General features: G+C 40.8%; 13 protein-coding genes and 1 other annotated feature. Of the genes, 12 read left to right on the top strand and 1 reads right to left on the bottom strand.

All coding sequences use genetic code 11. The features are described 5' to 3' along the window. Window positions 1–3 precede the first annotated feature (3 nt). From BCM40_RS14010 to serA, 5 genes are all read left to right on the top strand, one after another. Complete coding sequence (locus BCM40_RS14010; RefSeq protein ID WP_065525351.1) at window positions 4–1,617, top strand: YceG family protein; 1,614 nt, start codon at window positions 4–6, stop codon at window positions 1,615–1,617. A gap of 21 nt (window positions 1,618–1,638) precedes the next feature. Then, window positions 1,639–2,721, top strand: coding sequence for a toxic anion resistance protein (locus tag BCM40_RS14005; protein ID WP_008430257.1), 1,083 nt, complete (start codon window positions 1,639–1,641; stop codon window positions 2,719–2,721). An 18-nt stretch (window positions 2,722–2,739) separates the two neighbouring features. Next, window positions 2,740–3,318, top strand: a complete 579-nt coding sequence (locus BCM40_RS14000) for a TerD family protein (RefSeq protein ID WP_008430258.1) — start codon at window positions 2,740–2,742, stop codon at window positions 3,316–3,318. Between the two features lie 245 nt (window positions 3,319–3,563). Continuing rightward, window positions 3,564–3,791: a binding site (T-box leader), on the top strand. 95 nt (window positions 3,792–3,886) lie between these two features. Continuing rightward, window positions 3,887–5,050 carry a pyridoxal-phosphate-dependent aminotransferase family protein gene (locus tag BCM40_RS13995; protein ID WP_065525352.1) on the top strand — a complete coding sequence of 388 codons (1,164 nt, stop codon included), beginning with the start codon at window positions 3,887–3,889 and terminating at the stop codon, window positions 5,048–5,050. Continuing rightward, entirely contained in the window at window positions 5,047–6,633 is a 1,587-nt protein-coding gene (gene serA, locus BCM40_RS13990; protein WP_065525353.1) for a phosphoglycerate dehydrogenase, read from the top strand. Before BCM40_RS13995 ends, serA begins: the two co-directional genes overlap by 4 nt. Window positions 6,634–6,893: 260 nt before the next feature. On the opposite strand, the gene BCM40_RS13985 is transcribed toward serA, so the two are convergent. Then, complete coding sequence (locus BCM40_RS13985) at window positions 6,894–7,682, bottom strand: HAD family hydrolase (RefSeq protein ID WP_065525354.1); 789 nt, start codon at window positions 7,680–7,682, stop codon at window positions 6,894–6,896. 136 nt (window positions 7,683–7,818) lie between these two features. On the opposite strand from BCM40_RS13985, the gene BCM40_RS13980 reads away from it, so the two are divergent. From BCM40_RS13980 to BCM40_RS13950, 7 genes are all read left to right on the top strand, one after another. Continuing rightward, a complete protein-coding gene (locus tag BCM40_RS13980; protein ID WP_083394532.1) occupies window positions 7,819–8,916 on the top strand; it encodes a nitric oxide synthase oxygenase in 1,098 nt (365 codons plus the stop codon). A gap of 138 nt (window positions 8,917–9,054) precedes the next feature. After that, a complete protein-coding gene (locus BCM40_RS13975; RefSeq protein ID WP_065525355.1) occupies window positions 9,055–9,774 on the top strand; it encodes a YebC/PmpR family DNA-binding transcriptional regulator in 720 nt (239 codons plus the stop codon). 196 nt (window positions 9,775–9,970) lie between these two features. Next, window positions 9,971–11,551: a class I adenylate-forming enzyme family protein gene (locus BCM40_RS13970; protein ID WP_065525356.1), complete on the top strand. Its 1,581-nt coding sequence runs from the start codon at window positions 9,971–9,973 to the stop codon at window positions 11,549–11,551. Next, on the top strand, window positions 11,544–12,770 hold the full coding sequence (locus BCM40_RS13965; protein WP_065525357.1) for an acyl-CoA dehydrogenase family protein: 1,227 nt from the start codon (window positions 11,544–11,546) through the stop codon (window positions 12,768–12,770). Before BCM40_RS13970 ends, BCM40_RS13965 begins: the two co-directional genes overlap by 8 nt. A gap of 15 nt (window positions 12,771–12,785) precedes the next feature. Then, window positions 12,786–13,766 (top strand): NADPH:quinone oxidoreductase family protein, encoded by a 981-nt coding sequence (locus BCM40_RS13960; protein ID WP_065525358.1) that lies wholly within the window; start codon window positions 12,786–12,788, stop codon window positions 13,764–13,766. 65 nt (window positions 13,767–13,831) lie between these two features. Continuing rightward, a complete protein-coding gene (dctP, locus tag BCM40_RS13955; RefSeq protein WP_065525359.1) occupies window positions 13,832–14,944 on the top strand; it encodes a TRAP transporter substrate-binding protein DctP in 1,113 nt (370 codons plus the stop codon). A gap of 80 nt (window positions 14,945–15,024) precedes the next feature. Continuing rightward, the gene (locus BCM40_RS13950; RefSeq protein ID WP_065525360.1) at window positions 15,025–16,347 is read left to right on the top strand and encodes a TRAP transporter large permease; all 1,323 of its coding nucleotides are present in this window, start codon (window positions 15,025–15,027) and stop codon (window positions 16,345–16,347) included. Window positions 16,348–16,350: the final 3 nt, after the last annotated feature.

The raw sequence follows: 16,350 nt of genomic DNA, 5'->3' as shown, positions 1-16,350 counted from the left end.
CCGATGGTTCAGTTGAATCCAATCCCCGCTAAAACCTGGGATCCGGAGAAAATCGGGGAATGGCTGAAAAAACCGATTGTGGATCACAGTGAAACGAAAATTGAAGAAAACAGCATTACCTATCCTCAATTGCTTGGCCAAATTACAGGTATGACACTTGATGCGGATGAATATTTCGCTTCAATTTACGACGTTATAGAAGCGTCGGAAGGTCGGTTAATTCGACTTTCTGACAAGATGAACAAACACATTGAACAAGATCGTTTGCGTACACTCCAGGACTTGTTTGAAATGAACAAAAAAGAAAAAGGCTTATCACCCAATCGCATGACAGCTTTTCTTGATGGCAAAGGCTTACTGCCTAAGTTAAAAGATGCAGACCTTAATAGACGTTTGCGGCTTGTGTTGATTGATATTCTGAAAGCGTTTCAAGCGCAATCAGGTGGGGATACGACGCATTCGTCTTTTCGTCGCGTAACGACAGACTTGGTTAAGTGGATGTTTAATCATATCGAACCTGAAATTGAAAAATTGGAGTTAGAAAAAGGCTTGCCGGGCTTTTTGTGGTACGGCAGCGTTACGGAAAGTGAGAATTGGTTTTTAAAGTTAGCAACCGATTTTGGTTTTCATGTTATTGTTTATGACCCAAAAGGAGAACGGTGGTTTGAAAAGGCTGTTGGAAGTGAGGGGCTCCATAGCCATAGTTTCCAAGTAAATGCTGATTCTCTTCTGCCCTTCCCGGAAGAAAAGCCAAAACGTGTAGGAACGGTCGCTTATCGTGCTACACAAGAAGTAGATCGGTTATTGCACCACGATGATTCAGGACTGTATAAACCATTCCAATTCAAATCTTATTTGACGCAATCTGTTCGCTTGAAGACCACAATGGACGAAGCATTCATGCTTGCTAAAGAACGTGCGATGGTTCGACCATCTTTTTCAGTAGGGAGTGGGCGAGTCAACATTCCTGTTGTTTTCTCAAAAGTAATGGGCATTGAAAAAGATCGTAAACGCTTTTGGGACAATGTGCATAACTTGACCGAACGTGAAGACACGAAATTGATTCGAAGTTTCCCGTTTATCGAAGAACGAAAAGGCAACCAGCAATTTCATTACCGAGCAGCGCTTGGGAAAAACGGGAAGCTTGATCCGGAGAAGATGAAAACGGCACATTGGTGGAAATACAATAAATTGCCGGATGGTGTGCAGACGGCGATTGCTGCCGCAATTGCAAGGCATGTAGAAAAGCCGATACTGCAGACTCAAGGCAGCGAATCGTTTGAAGAACTGCAGCTATATGCTTTTTCGCAATCGATGTCGTTACCAGATTCAGTCATTCAGTTGATTCAATTGTTTGATTATCCGCAATTTGTGCCAACAATGTTGTTTTATAACGAAGAAAAAGATGGTGAATTGAGCCGGGCGGATGCCAATGCTATCGCGCTCATCCATGTATTTGGGCTTGATGTAATTGTTATCAATCCTCAAGGACATCAAGATATTGAAAGATGGATTGATGTGGAGTCATTTGACACACACTGGCTCGATGAGCGGAGCTTTAACGAGCCATACCGTGAGCCTTCTGTAGTGAAGAAAATCTTTAAAAAATGGCTATAGCCAAAGAGGGAGTGAGAACCGATGACCAATATGCCAGATCAAATCGAACAACAAGAATTGGTGATGAAGGATGAAAACCAATTAAAAGTTCAACTTAAAAAAGATCCTGAAGTTCTTCAATTAGCGGAGAAAATCGACCCGAAAAACCAAATTGCTTTATTGGAATTTGGCCGTGAGCCAGCCAATGAAATTTCCGCTTTTACAGGAAAAGTATTAAATTCTGTTCAAGCAAATAGTATGGAAGAGTCTAGTGAATTACTAAAACAATTAGGTAAAATCATGGACAAATTCGATAAGAAAGATTTCGTTGAAAAGAAAGGCTTCCTCAACAAAATCTTTAACAAAGGCAATAAAGTAATCGAACAATTGTTTAATAAGTACCAAACGATGGGAACTGAAATCGACAAAGTATACGTTGAAATTACAAAGTATGAAGGCGAAATGAAAAAATCGACAACAACTTTAGAAGAACTATACAACCAGAACTTCAATTACTTTATGGAGTTAGAAAAATACATCGCAGCAGGTGACATTAAAGTTGAAGAACTAAAAGCTCAAGAGCCTGCAGTTCGTGCAAAAGCAGAATCTGGGGATCAAATGGCATTAATGGAACTAAACTCTTTGCAAAATGCCATTGAGCTTTTAGAACAACGCGTGTATGACTTGGAAATGGCCAAACAAGTTTCTTATCAGTCGGCGCCTCAAATCCGTATGCTACAGCGCGGGAACACAAAACTAATCGGGAAAATCAACTCAGCTTTTGTGACGACCATTCCGATTTTTAAAACAGGCTTGATCAATGCCATCGCAGCTAAGCGTCAAAACTTAGTGGCCGAATCGATGAGTGAATTGGATCGCCGCACGAACGAAATGCTACTTAACAATGCCAACGACATTTCACGTCAAAGTGTTGATATTGCGAGAATGTCGGGTCAACCGAGCATCAAGATTGAAACCATTGAACAGACATGGGAAACTATTATGCAAGGGATGAACGACACACGCGAAATTGAGCAAGAAAACCGTAAAATGCGTGAAGAAGGACGTCTCCGCATCGAAGAATTGCAAAAGAAATATGAAGATGCTCAACGCAAAGCTAAATAACTAGAGGAGGAATTTACGATGTCAGCAATTAACCTTTCAAAAGGACAGAAAATCGATTTAACAAAAACAAATCCAGGTCTTACAAAAGTGGTCGTTGGTTTAGGTTGGGATACCAACAAATATAGCGGTGGCGGCGATTTCGATTTAGACGCATCTATTTTCTTAGTGGGTGAAAATGGCAAATCACGCGGACCAGAAGACTTTGTATTCTATAACAACCTTGAAGGCGGAAATGGTTCGGTTGTTCACACAGGTGACAACTTGACTGGTGAAGGAGAAGGCGACGATGAACAAGTAATCGTAGATTTACCAAACGTTCCTGCCGATATTCATAAAGTGGTATTTACTGTAACGATTCACGAGGCAGACAGCCGCGGACAAAACTTTGGTCAAGTTTCAAATGCATTTATCCGCATTGTAAACGAAAACTCAAACGAAGAACTTATCCGTTATGATCTTGGCGAAGATTTCTCAATCGAAACAGCACTAGTGGTTGGCGAATTATACCGCCATGGCAACGAATGGAAATTTAACGCAATTGGCAGTGGCTACCAAGGCGGCCTTGCAGCATTAGTAAATGATTTTGGCTTAAGCTAATAAACCTTGCCGTCCATTAAGCACGTTTGATGGACGGTTTTTCTATGCTGATCTTTTTAGAAACAAAAAGTAAAGTAGAAATAGACGGGCTAGATTGAATTATGAAATTTTTTTTGGTTTTCTTGAAGTCTTGTGGCTGTTAGGTTTGCGGAAAGTGGAAACGCTTGCAAAATAATCTTAATATTTTTTATATATTGACAATGGTTTTTTCGCTGTATATGATGGAGTCAATTCAAATATACCGATTAACTATGTTGATGGAGATACACTTTGTGCAAGGAAATCTCAAGAGAACTGATGGTTGGTGAGAATCAGTGGTTTCCGCATTTAGTAGCACTCCTGAATAGATGGATTGAACAAAACCAGTAGGTCCATCCGGTTCGTGCACGTTACGCATGTGAACCAATGAGACTGTCAGTTTTTTGACAGTGAATTAGGGTGGTACCGCGAACTAAAGACTCTTCGCCCCTTACATCTTTATGTAGGGGGAGAAGGGTCTTTTTTCACTTTAATACGTAAACGTAGTGACCCGTGAAAGCGGGTAAATCGAGAGGGGAATGAATTTATTATGCTGACAGACCAACAAATTTTACGAATCCCAGGACCAACACCAATCCCACCAAGTGTGCAACGTGCAATGACACAACCGATGATTGGACACCGTGGCCAAAGTACATCTGACATGATTAGTGACATCCGACCAAGACTAAAACGTGTTTTTGGAACAAAACAAGAAGTCATCATTTTGACAGGCAGTGGAACTGCGGGGCTAGAAACAGCGGTAGTCAATACGGTTGCTCCTGGCGAAGAAGTTCTGGTTCTTGTAACAGGCGCATTCGGTGATCGATTTGCGAAAATTTGTAAAGCATACGATATTCAAACTCATGTTTTCGAAGTAGAGTGGGGACAAGCAGTGGATCCGGAAGCGGTAAAGAACTTCCTTTCAGAACATCCTGAAATCAAAGTGGTCTTTTCTACATTTTGTGAAACTTCAACGGGTGTTTTGAACCCGATTAAAGAAATGGCTGCTGCTATAAAAGAAGTGTCAGATGCTCTTGTGATTGTTGATGGCGTCTCGTGTGTAGCGGGTACGGAAACTGAAATGGATAAATGGGGAATTGATGTAGTCGTAACAGGTTCACAAAAAGCCTTCATGTTGCCAGCAGGACTTTCGTTTATCGCAGCAAGCGAACGTGCATGGAAAAAAATCGAAGCTAACCCTCAGCCAAGATTTTATTTGGACCTTAAAAAACACCGCGACAATATTTTAAAAGATACAACACCATTTACGCCTGCTTTATCAATTTTATTTGGTTTGCAGCAAGTATTAGAGTTGCTTGAAGAAGAAGGATTGGAGAACGTCTATGCGAGACATCGTCTCATGAAAGACATGACACGTGCCGCGTTTAATGCATTAGGCATCCCATTGCTCACTTCTGATAAAGATGCATCCCCAACTGTTACTGCGGTAAAACCAGATGATTTTGATGCTGAAGAATTCCGTAAAGTCATGAAAAAAGAATTTGCTTTAGAAGTAGCAGGCGGTCAGCAGCATTTAGCGAAAAAGATTTTCCGTATCGGTCATATGGGTTACTGCTCTCCGGCAGATATGTTACAAACTATCGCAGCGATGGAAATTGGGTTAATGAAAGTCGGGAAAGAAATTGAACTTGGTCAAGGAATTGCCGCTGCACAGCGAGTCTTTTTAACAGAAGGAGCGAAAGCGAAATGACATTTCATATACTAATCAGTGACCCATTAAGTGAAGAAGGAATTTATCCTTTACGCCAGGCAAATGGAGTAAACATCGTCATGGAAACCAATTTAACTCCCGAGCAACTAGAAGATCGTATTCATGGCTTTGATGCATTACTGGTACGAAGCCAAACGCAAGTAACGCGTGAGTTGATCGAAAAAGCATCGAACTTGAAAATCATTGGTCGTGCAGGTGTGGGCGTCGATAACATTGATTTAGAAGCAGCAACAGAACATGGCATTATTGTGGTAAATGCACCAGATGGTAACACCAATTCAGCTGCAGAACACACAATGGCGATGATTATGTCAATGGCCCGTAAAATCCCTCAAGCTTTCCATGCATTGCGCAATCAGCAATGGGACCGGAAATCATATGTCGGTGTCGAATTGAAAAACAAGACGCTCGGTGTTGTTGGATTTGGACGAATTGGTCAAGAAGTAGCGGCTCGGGCGAAAGGTCAACGAATGAACGTTATTGCTTACGATCCTTTCTTAACAGCTGAAAAAGCAGAAAAACTAGGCGTCGATTTTGGCTCTGTAGAAGATGTGTTAAGAGCAGCAGATTTTATAACGGTGCACACGCCATTATTAAAAGAAACAAAGCATTTGATCAATAAAGAAGCATTTGAAATCATGAAAGATGGCGTTCAAATCGTTAACTGTGCCCGCGGTGGGATTATTGATGAAAATGCGTTGTACAATGCTGTGAAATCGGGGAAAGTTGCCGGAGCCGCACTTGATGTTTTTGAACAAGAGCCGATGGTCGATTTTCGTTTATTGGATTTACCAGAAATTATCGCGACGCCTCACTTAGGCGCAAGTACTTTTGAAGCACAAGAAAGCGTAGCAGTAGATGTTAGCGTGGACGTGGTGAGCTATTTCACGACAGGAACTGTACGCAACTCAGTGAATCTGCCATCCGTACCAAAAGAAATTATGAAAAAGATCGAACCTTATTTTGATTTGTCAGAACGTCTAGGTGCTTTTTTGACGGATTTAGCGGGTGCAACGGCAGAGGAAGTTACCGTACGTTATGCGGGAGAATTAGCGAATATGGACGTAAGACCGTTAACACGCAACATGCTAAAAGGGATGCTCAAGCGCCATCTTGGCAAACAAGTCAATAATGTAAATGCTTTGTATCTTGCCAACCAAAAAGGCATCGTCGTAACAGAACAAAAGACTACTGAATCGAAAGGGTTTATGACGCTCATCACAGTAGAAGTAAAAACGGCGAATGGTGTTCGAAAAGTGGCTGGGACATTGTTGAATGGACAAGGAGCACGCATTGTTAAAGTAGATGATTATTTAGTAGATGTTGTACCAGAAGGTCATCTATTGTACGTTAGTCATAATGACCGTCCAGGTGTGATTGGACGAGTGGGAACGCTACTTGGGCAGGAAAACGTCAATATTGCGACAATGCAAGTTGGACGTTCAATCGTTGGAGGAAGTGCCATCATGATGTTATCAATTGATAAACCTGCAGAAACAGGTAGTCTTGAGCAATTAGCGAAATTAGATGAAATTCAAGGAGTTACAGCTATTAACATATAATCAAAGAAAAGGAGGTCCTCGCTACGAGGATCTCCTTTGAGGTTTTAAGCAAAGTCCGTTTGCACAATGTGAGACAACAAAACCGCGCTGGTCGCTTTGGGGGTGACTCCCGCAAGAAGCCAGGAAAATCACCTGTCTTCTTGCTTCGTCTACCCCGTGGACGCGCCAGCACTAGCGTCTATGATAAATAGACATGTCTATCAAGAAATATACAAGGAGAGAGGTATTGGATCAAGTCTATTCCAATACCTCCTATTTCATTAAAGTTGTTCTAACAATTGAAGTAATTCTTCTAAATGTTGAATTTCATATGTCGGGACGATAGTGTCATGCGGTGCTTTTTCTTCACGGTTGATCCAAACAGAGCGGATGCCTACTTTTCCGGCACCGATAATATCTGTCATTAAATTATCTCCGACCATCAATACGTCGTCAGCAGTAAAGTCGAATTTAGATAAAGCATGATAGAAAATGTCAGGGTCTGGTTTTCCTTTTCCAAATGCACCAGAAACGATGATGTGATCGAAATAAGGAGCAATTTCAGGTGTGATTTCAAGTTTAAGTTGTTGCAAGCTAGGTGAACCGTTTGTTAATAAAAGTAGTTGGTAATGTTCTTTTAATTCAGCTAGTACATTTAAACTTTCTTCATATAGAACAGGGTTTCTTTTACGTGCTTCGGGAAAGTATTCAGCAAGCTGGCTGCCGATTTCAGCGCTGTCTTCGATTCCGATTTTCTGTAAACCAAGCGTCCAAGCTTCTTGACGATAAGTTGGAACGATGGTTTTCATTTTTTGAAAATCTTCTCCTTCATCATCAAAAGTTCCCCACAGTCCTTCAAAAGGATTGATGCCTATCATTTTTGTAAAGTCGTATGTATCGTACCCTGAATACAGTTCAGTTGCGGCAGCTCTCACGGCTTCTTCTAACCCTGAACAATCTTGACCCGTTAATTCTTCGGCTAATCGGCATGTTTCCTGAAATGCTTTTTCCACACTTTTTTTATCCCATAACAAAGTATCATCCAAATCAAAAAAAATCGCTTTTACCATCGATTGAGCTCCTCCTGACAATATCTTTACTTTTCATTTAGTGTACTGGAAAAGCTTATGGAAATATAGGGGTTCAGAGAACTGTCACAGAAAAAAAGGGACTTCAAGTGTATGATATGGATAAGGAGTGAAAACAATGACCATTAGCAATTCAGCGATGCTTTTATTAGAAGAAGCGACTAACTTTATTGAAACTTGTTATGAAGAGCTCGGGAAGAGTGCGTGCGAAAAGTCGAATAGATTACTCGAAATAAAAATCGAAATTAAAAATACCGGAACTTACACACATCGTTTCGAAGAGGTAGAACATGGCGCACGTATGGCCTGGCGCAATAATAATCGCTGCATCGGTCGGTTGTTTTGGAACTCACTAACGGTCTTTGATGAAAGGCATCAAACGACTGCAGAAGGTATTTTCGAAGCGTTGGTTCGACACATTGATTTTGCTACAAATGGTGGCAAAATTCGCCCTACAATTACCGTTTTTCGTCAAGAGCAGGAAAATGAAAAATCAATGCGCTTATGGAATCACCAGCTAATTCGTTATGCAGGGTATGAGACACAGGAAGGCATTATTGGCGATTCGAGTTCAGTTGAATTTACAATACAGTGTCAAAAACTTGGCTGGCAAGGAACGGGGACCGCTTTTGATATTTTGCCACTAGTTTTTGAAATGCCAAATGGGGAACTATTTTTAAAAGAAATTCCACGAACATCAATTAAAGAAGTTGAAATAGATCATCCGGAAATACCAGGATTCTCACAATTGGGGTTGAAGTGGTACGGGGTTCCTTTAATTTCTGATATGTTATTAGAAATTGGAGGCATTGCATACAAGATGGCTCCTTTTAACGGCTGGTATATGGGCACTGAAATTGGTGCAAGAAATCTCGCAGATGAAGATCGATACAATGCTTTGCCAGCAGTAGCAAAACTCATGGGGTTGAATACACAGTCCAATCGTTCTTTATGGAAAGACAAAGCATTAGTTGAATTGAATATTGCCGTTTTAGAGTCGTACCAAGAAGCAGGTGTGACCATCGTTGATCATCATACGGCCGCAAAGCAATTCAAAAACTTTGAGAAAAAAGAAGAAAGCGAAGGACGAGATGTTACTGGAAACTGGGCATGGCTCATTCCGCCGATGTCTCCAGCTACAACGCATATTTTCCACAAGCCTTATAAAAAAAATTTGGTCAAACCGAATTACTTTCACCAACCTTCTCCTTATTAGTTAGAGATAATCGTGCTCTTTACATGAGAAAGACTTCGGTTTTTATTAGTGATTTGCGTTACATTTAAATGATTTGTACTATAATAGTAGATAGTGAATAGTATGTAATGTGAAACTTTGAAGAGAGAAGGAAATTTAATGGGACGCAAATGGAACAATATTAAAGAAAAGAAAGCATCAAAAGATGCCAACACAAGCCGGATTTACGCAAAATTCGGACGTGAAATATATGTAGCTGCAAAACAAGGCGAGCCAGATCCAGAATCTAACCAAGCCTTAAAAGTAGTGTTAGAGCGAGCAAAAACTTACAGCATTCCACGTGCGATTATTGACCGTGCGGTTGAAAAAGCCAAAGGTGGATCTGAAGAAAGCTATGATGAATTGCGCTATGAAGGATTCGGTCCGAATGGTTCGATGGTCATCGTAGATACGTTAACAAACAACGTTAACCGTACTGCTTCAGATGTTCGTGCAGCATTTGGTAAAAACGGCGGCAATATGGGGGTTAGTGGATCGGTTGCGTATATGTTCGACCACACCGCGGTATTTGGAGTTGAAGGCAAAACAGCTGACGAAGTGTTGGAACTAATGATGGAATCGGACATTGATGTTCGCGACATTATGGAAGAAGAAGACGGCGTAATTGTTTATGCAGAACCGGATCAATACCACCTAGTACAAGAAGCATTCAAAAGTGCAGGCATTACAGAATTTACTGTAGCTGAGTTGACGATGCTTGCTCAAAACGAATTGCCGTTGCCAGAAGATGCGCAAGCACAATTTGAAAAAATGATTGATGCAATTGAAGATTTAGAAGACGTACAACAGGTTTACCACAACGTGGATTTAGAAGGATAAGTAGGGAAAGATGCTCTGAGAAAATCAGAGCATCTTTTTATTTTCAAAAAAATATTCTGATAATTTTAAAATTGACTTGTAATTCAAAAACAGAACAATTATACTGACTTTGAAGCAATAGTATGAAAATTATGACTATTTTATTTTTTGTATTTAAATGTAAGGGTTTTCATTCTGGTTTATGAGGAGGCGTTTTATGGAAATTCAAGAAATAAGTTTGTTTGGTCGCCAAGGAGTCAAGGTTTTTAAAGAACGTCCACAAACTATAGGAGATACAGTCAGTGAAAGCTGTAAAATCTATAGGGAAAAACTGGCAGTTGTGACGGAAGAAGAATCTTTGAGTTATCGGCAACTAGAAGAGTTAGCCACGATTATTGCTGCTAACCTTCAAATGCGAGGAATTAAAAAAGGGGATCGTGTAGCGGCCGTAGTTGGCAATAGTTGTGAATTTCCTTTACTAGTTATAGCATGTGCAAAAATCGGTGCGGTCATGGTTCCCATTAACGTCAAATTAGCTGTGGAGGAACTTCAATATATTATTGGAAATTCCAAACCAAGTATTATTATCAGCGAGCAAGAATTTGAAGGTAAAGTGAAAAAAGCTAGCGAAGGTGTTTCAGGAGTTGCGCACGAAAATATTCTTATTATTGGTGGTGAAAATACATACGAAGAGCTCCTGAATAAGGAAAGTCATTATGAGCAAATCACAGTCAACGAAGAAGATAATCTTTTCATCATTTACACTTCTGGTACAACGGGACAACCTAAGGGCGCAGTGTTGAGCCATATCAATGTTATTCATAGTTTAATGAATTTTAAACTGGGGTTTGAAACAAACGATACATTTAATACCCTTATTGCGGTACCGATGTTCCATGTTACAGGGCTAATCGGACAATTATTACATATGTTTTATGTTGGCGGAACTGCCTATAGCATGCGGCGCTATCAGAATGAAGAATATATCAAACGCATAATCGACAACAAGATTAATTTCCTGTTTAATGTACCAACCATTTTTATCATGATGTCTACCAGTGAAGAATTTCAGAAGCACTCGTTTGACTTTGTGAAAAAAGTGGCTTTTGGTGGTTCACCTATTTATCAGCAAACTTTTACGATGCTAAAAAAAGCATTTCCAAATGCTCAATTGCATAATGCTTATGGCGCAACAGAAACAAGTTCTCCTGCCACGTTAATGCCGGTAGCATATCCTGATTCCAAAGTAACTTCAGTAGGGCTCCCTGTTAAAGTAGGCGAAATTAAAATTGTTAACGCAGAAGGAAAGGAATGCCAAGCTGGGGAAGCTGGGGAGCTTTATATTAAAGGACCAATGATTGTCAAAGAGTATTGGGAAAATCCGGTAGCCAATCATTCTAATTTTACAGAAGGGTACTGGCATTCAGGTGATCTTGGTATAAAGGATGAGGATGGATTTATCTATATACGAGACCGTAAGAAAGATATGATCAATCGCGCTGGAGAAAAAATTTTCTCGATTGAGGTAGAAGATGTATTAAAGGCACATCCTGATGTAGTAGAAGCTGCAGTAATTGGTGAACCAGATCCGATTTTTGGAGAAAAAATAAAAGCGTTTGTAGTGGGTCCAAAATTGGATGGACGCGATTTTACCGCTCTAAAAGAGCATTGTAAAAAGTCGCTTGCAAAATTTAAAATACCTGAAGAGTTTGAGTTAATCGATAGCTTACCAAGAAATGCATCCGGTAAAATTTTAAAAAATACACTGAAAAACATTGGAGGAAAAACAAATGCTTAAAGAATTATCACCAAAGGCAGAAGAATTAAAAGAGAAACTATTAAAATTCATGGATGAATATGTTTATCCGAACGAAGCGACTGTCGAAAAATACTTGGAGGAAGCTGACGACCGTTGGACGATTCCACCGATCATTGAAGAACTAAAGGGAAAAGCAAAAGAACAAGGGTTATGGAATTTGTTTATAGATCATCCGGAATATGGAGCAGGCTTATCGAATTACGACTACTCACATTTGTGCGAAATCATGGGTCGTTCATTGATAGCACCAGAGTTGTTTAACTGCAACGCACCAGACACCGGAAACATGGAAGTATTCGTTAAGTACGGAACAGAAGAACAGAAAAAACAATGGCTTGAGCCATTACTACGTGGAGAGATTCGCTCTTGTTTTTCGATGACGGAACCTGCTGTTGCTTCTTCGGATGCTACTAATATCCAAAGTAGCATCGTTCGTGATGGCGATGAATACGTTATTAATGCAAAGAAATGGTGGACTACAGGGGCGATGGATCCCCGCTGTAAAATTGCAATTGTCATGGGGAAAACAGACCCGAATGCAGCGAAACATCAGCAACAATCAATGATTCTCGTACCTTTTGATGCACCGGGAGTAGAAATCATCCGACCGCTTACAGTCTTTGGTTATGATGATGCCCCACAAGGACATGCAGAAGTTCATTACACGAATGTTCGAGTACCAGTATCCAATATGTTGCTAGGCGAAGGAAGAGGATTTGAAATCGCACAAGGTCGTTTAGGACCTGGTCGCATCCACCATTGTATGCGCGCAATTGGAGCTGCCGAAAGAGCGCTCGATTTATTATGTAAGCGAGCGGACAGTAGAGAAGCATTCGGTTCTACTTTGGCTGAAAAAGACGTTATTAAAGAAATTATTGCTGAAAGTCGAATTGAAATTGAGCAGGCCCGTCTTCTAACTTTACATGCAGCACATAAGATTGATGTGGAAGGTGCAAAAGCTGCTCGTAAAGAGATCGCCATGATTAAAGTAGCGGTACCGCGCGTTTCACTGAATGTTATCGATCGCGCTATACAAGTATTTGGTGGAGCTGGACTAACAGAAGATTTCCCATTAGCAGCACATTATGCGAATGCCCGCACGCTTCGTTTAGTTGATGGACCAGACCAAGTCCATTTGCGTGATGTAGGTCGTCTTGAACTACGTGAACAATTAAAAGAAACTTTACATGTGAAATAAGAAAGGAGTGGCTTGATGAAAGCTTGGACCGTACTCCGCATTGGAGATCCACAGGAAGCTCTAGAACTTACTGAAATTGAAAATCCAGAACCAAAAGCAGGAGAAGTGCTCGTGAAAGTAGAAGCAGCTGCCTTGAATTTTTTCGATATCCTTCAATGCCAAGGAAAATACCAGGAAAAGCATGACCTACCCTTTACGCCAGGAGCTGAAATTTCAGGTGTTGTAGAAAAAGTCGGAGAAGGAGTAAGCATTCAACCAGGTCAGCGCGTCTTAGCGACACCGCAATTACCGACGGGTGGCCTGGCAGAATGGACAATGATGAAGGAAGAAGGGGTCTTCCCTATTCCTGCTTCACTTTCCTATAGCGAAGCAGCTGCTTTGTTTATCACTTACCAGACTGCATATTTTGCTTTGCACCGGACAGCGCGTCTTCAAAAAGGGGAAGTTTTATTGGTGCATGCAGGTTCAGGAGGAGTTGGCTCTGCAGCAATTCAGCTTGGGAAGGCAGCGGGAGCCACGGTCATTGCCACCGCTGGTAGTGATGAAAAAGCCGCAATTTGTAAGAAGCTCGGTGCTGATCAAGTTATAAACTATCGAACAGAAGATTTTGTTGCCATTGTTAAGGAAGCCACAAGAGGAAAAGGTGCAAATATCATTTTTGATCCAGTTGGTGGTGACACTTTTGACCGTTCGCGAAAATGCATCGCTTTTGAAGGACGATTGTTGGTCATAGGATTTGCAGGCGGGCGGATTGCGGATGCCCCAACCAATCACGCCTTAATAAAAAACTATTCCGTGGTTGGTGTCCATTTCGGTTTATTCCGCAATTTGTATCCAGAAGAAGTGATGAAAGCTCATTATGAATTGATGGCTTTATATGAAAAAGGCGCTATTCGTCCGATGATATATGAAGAATATTCATTTAACGAAGTTCCGAATGCATTGGATTTGTTGGGGAATCGCAAAACTTACGGAAAGCTAGTCGTTAAACCTTAAAGGAAAAAGGTTTTTGTAAGCGGATACAAAGAGGGCGTAACAATAAATGGATGGAGGGAAAAATTATGAAATCAGTCAAATCTCGTTTTTCAATTGCAGGTCTAGGTGTAGTCTTACTATTGTCAGGTTGTGGAGATACTGAAGGAACAACTGCTTCTTCAGAAGGTGAAACAATTACTTTGCGAGCAGCTACTGGACTAAGTGCACAGCACGCCTGGTGGGAAGCTTCGATGGTACCTTGGATGGAAAGAGTCGAAGAACTAACGGAAGGGCAAGTACAGTTTGAATCTTTTACTAGTGGAGAACTAGTGTCTGTACCCGATGAGGCGGAAGCACTCGAAACCGGTACGGTTGATGTAGCACTTGTCTTACCGATTTATCAGCCGGACCAATTCCCGATGGCGGAAGTGACGATGCTACCACTAAACCATTCTGATACATTGATTGCTTCGAAAGCTTGGAAAAAACTTCTTGAAAGTGAAGAAGAACTAGCAGATGGAAAAACATATTCAGAAATGCAATTTGGGAATTTCAAGGTGTTTCCGATTTCGACTACCCAAGAATATTCCATTTCAACAACTGGTCATGAATTTAATACAGTGAATGATGTAGAAGGCACTTCACTGCGTACTCCTTCGAGAATTCATGAGATGTATTCGGCTAAAACAGGAATCAACAGTGTCACGATGCCAGCTGTAGAAATTTTCGACTCGTTAAGCCGGGGAACATTTGAAGGGGCATTTTATAGCATTGCCGACTGGACAGGCTATGGTTTTCAAGATTTGTTCCGTTATACCTTAACTGGTATCAACTTTGGACACTTTAATTCCTTTATCGGAATGAGCCAAGAGAGATGGGAAGAAATGCCTGAGAATGTTCAAGAAGCGATGATTCAGGCAAATGAAGAAATTTTTGAACCAGGTGCTCAGGAATGGATAAATCGAGCAGAGAAAATTATTCCTGAAAATGAAGCCAATGGTGGTAAGTTTGTTGATTTTGCTGATTTAGATCCAGCAGTACAAGATCATTTTAACAATGGTATTGAAGAAACTTGGACAGATTATGCGGCATTGCTGGAGGAAAATGGCTTGCCAGGAAATGACCTTATTAAAATGTGGAGAGACCTTCTAATTGAAGAGGGTGGTGAAGTTCCAGAGTCTATTATGAATTTGGAATAACCATTTCAGCAAAAGGGGAGGCTTTTCATATGCAGAGTGCTACCCTTTTGTTTTCATAATTTGATGTAAGGAGGTTGGAAATGGATAACTTAGTGGTCATAGGAATTATTCTAGCAATGATGATTGTCTTGTTAGCAACAGGATTGTATATACATTCGGTACTCCTTGCTAGCGGAATAATCGGTTTGATCTTACTGGAGGGCTTTAGTATTTTACCAGGTTTACTGGGAAATGAGCCTTTTAACAGAGTGGCCAGTTATACTTTGACGACCATTCCTCTTTTTGTACTGATGGCTCAGTTTATTCTTCATTCAGGTCTAGTACAAGATATTTTTTATATGGTCCATAAAGTGTCCAAAGGCAAGAATAGTTTGCTAGGCATTTTGACTTTAATCATTGGAGGAATGTTAGGGGCAGTGTCAGGTTCTGGAACCGCTACTTCAGCTTCATTAGGTCAAGTAGCGATTCCTGAATTACGAAAACATGGCTACAGCGCGCCACTTGCTGGAGCGATTGCGGCATCGGGAGGCTCATTATCTGGAATCATACCGCCAAGTATTATTTTAATCCTTTATGGGGTAGCAACAGAGACACCAGTAGGGAGTTTGTTTGTCGGTGCTTTCATCCCAGGAATACTAACGATGATTGTTTTTATTTTAGTAATGCTAGTGTATTTTCAAATGGATAGAAAAAAACAGCAACAATTCGAGGAACCCGTTATCCATGAGGTACATACGCCAGAAAAATTAGCTATTAGCCGTTTAGTCATCGTCAGCGTCATTGCTATTCTTATTGTTTTAATTATTTTTGGAGGCATTTATTCAGGTATCTTTACACCGACAGAAGCAGGAGCGGTCGGAGCTTTCGTAGGTTTTCTCTCTGCATTAGTTCTTGGGAAGGTCAATTTCCAGTTTTTCAAGAGCTCTGTCGTTGAAACTATCAAACTGACAGGAATGGTCATGATTATCATGATCGGGGCACAAATTTTCGGACGCTTTGTTTCCTTATCTCTACTGCCACGACAGTTGATAAAGTTGATTGAACCAATCATGGATACCCCGGTATTAGTGTTGATTGCCATTTCGGTTGTGTTGTTTTTCATGTTCATGTTTATAGAAGGTGCTGCTGTAATCTTAATGTCAATTCCAGTTATTCTTCCCATCATCCAGGAACTTCAAGTCGATATTCTTTGGTTTGGTGTGTTTGTTGCTGTTATTTGTACAATTGGGCTAATTACGCCGCCTGTCGGATTGAGTGTTTACGCAGTTGCAGGGGTGAGTGGAATTAGTTCAGGGTCGATATTCCGAATTTCGATGGTTTTTGCCGTTGTCGCGATGGTAGTCGTATGTGGATTGATGATTGCGTTTCCAGGACTAGCCACGTGGTTACCAAATTCCATGTGAGTG

The sequence above is a fragment of the Planococcus donghaensis genome (assembly GCF_001687665.2).
Taxonomy (GTDB): domain Bacteria; phylum Bacillota; class Bacilli; order Bacillales_A; family Planococcaceae; genus Planococcus; species Planococcus donghaensis.
The sequence above is the reverse complement of the archived record's forward strand: the minus strand, read 5'-3'. Positions and strand labels throughout refer to the sequence as shown.

Coding starts and splice junctions, on each gene's coding strand:
- BCM40_RS14010 (WP_065525351.1), top strand. CDS start 4: ATGGTTCAGTTGAATCCAATCCCCGCTAAAACCTGGGATCCGGAGAAA.
- BCM40_RS13975 (WP_065525355.1), top strand. CDS start 9,055: ATGGGACGCAAATGGAACAATATTAAAGAAAAGAAAGCATCAAAAGAT.
- serA (WP_065525353.1), top strand. CDS start 5,047: ATGACATTTCATATACTAATCAGTGACCCATTAAGTGAAGAAGGAATT.
- BCM40_RS13950 (WP_065525360.1), top strand. CDS start 15,025: ATGGATAACTTAGTGGTCATAGGAATTATTCTAGCAATGATGATTGTC.
- dctP (WP_065525359.1), top strand. CDS start 13,832: ATGAAATCAGTCAAATCTCGTTTTTCAATTGCAGGTCTAGGTGTAGTC.
- BCM40_RS13980 (WP_083394532.1), top strand. CDS start 7,819: ATGACCATTAGCAATTCAGCGATGCTTTTATTAGAAGAAGCGACTAAC.
- BCM40_RS14005 (WP_008430257.1), top strand. CDS start 1,639: ATGACCAATATGCCAGATCAAATCGAACAACAAGAATTGGTGATGAAG.
- BCM40_RS13970 (WP_065525356.1), top strand. CDS start 9,971: ATGGAAATTCAAGAAATAAGTTTGTTTGGTCGCCAAGGAGTCAAGGTT.
- BCM40_RS13965 (WP_065525357.1), top strand. CDS start 11,544: ATGCTTAAAGAATTATCACCAAAGGCAGAAGAATTAAAAGAGAAACTA.
- BCM40_RS13985 (WP_065525354.1), bottom strand. CDS start 7,682: ATGGTAAAAGCGATTTTTTTTGATTTGGATGATACTTTGTTATGGGAT.
- BCM40_RS13995 (WP_065525352.1), top strand. CDS start 3,887: ATGCTGACAGACCAACAAATTTTACGAATCCCAGGACCAACACCAATC.
- BCM40_RS13960 (WP_065525358.1), top strand. CDS start 12,786: ATGAAAGCTTGGACCGTACTCCGCATTGGAGATCCACAGGAAGCTCTA.
- BCM40_RS14000 (WP_008430258.1), top strand. CDS start 2,740: ATGTCAGCAATTAACCTTTCAAAAGGACAGAAAATCGATTTAACAAAA.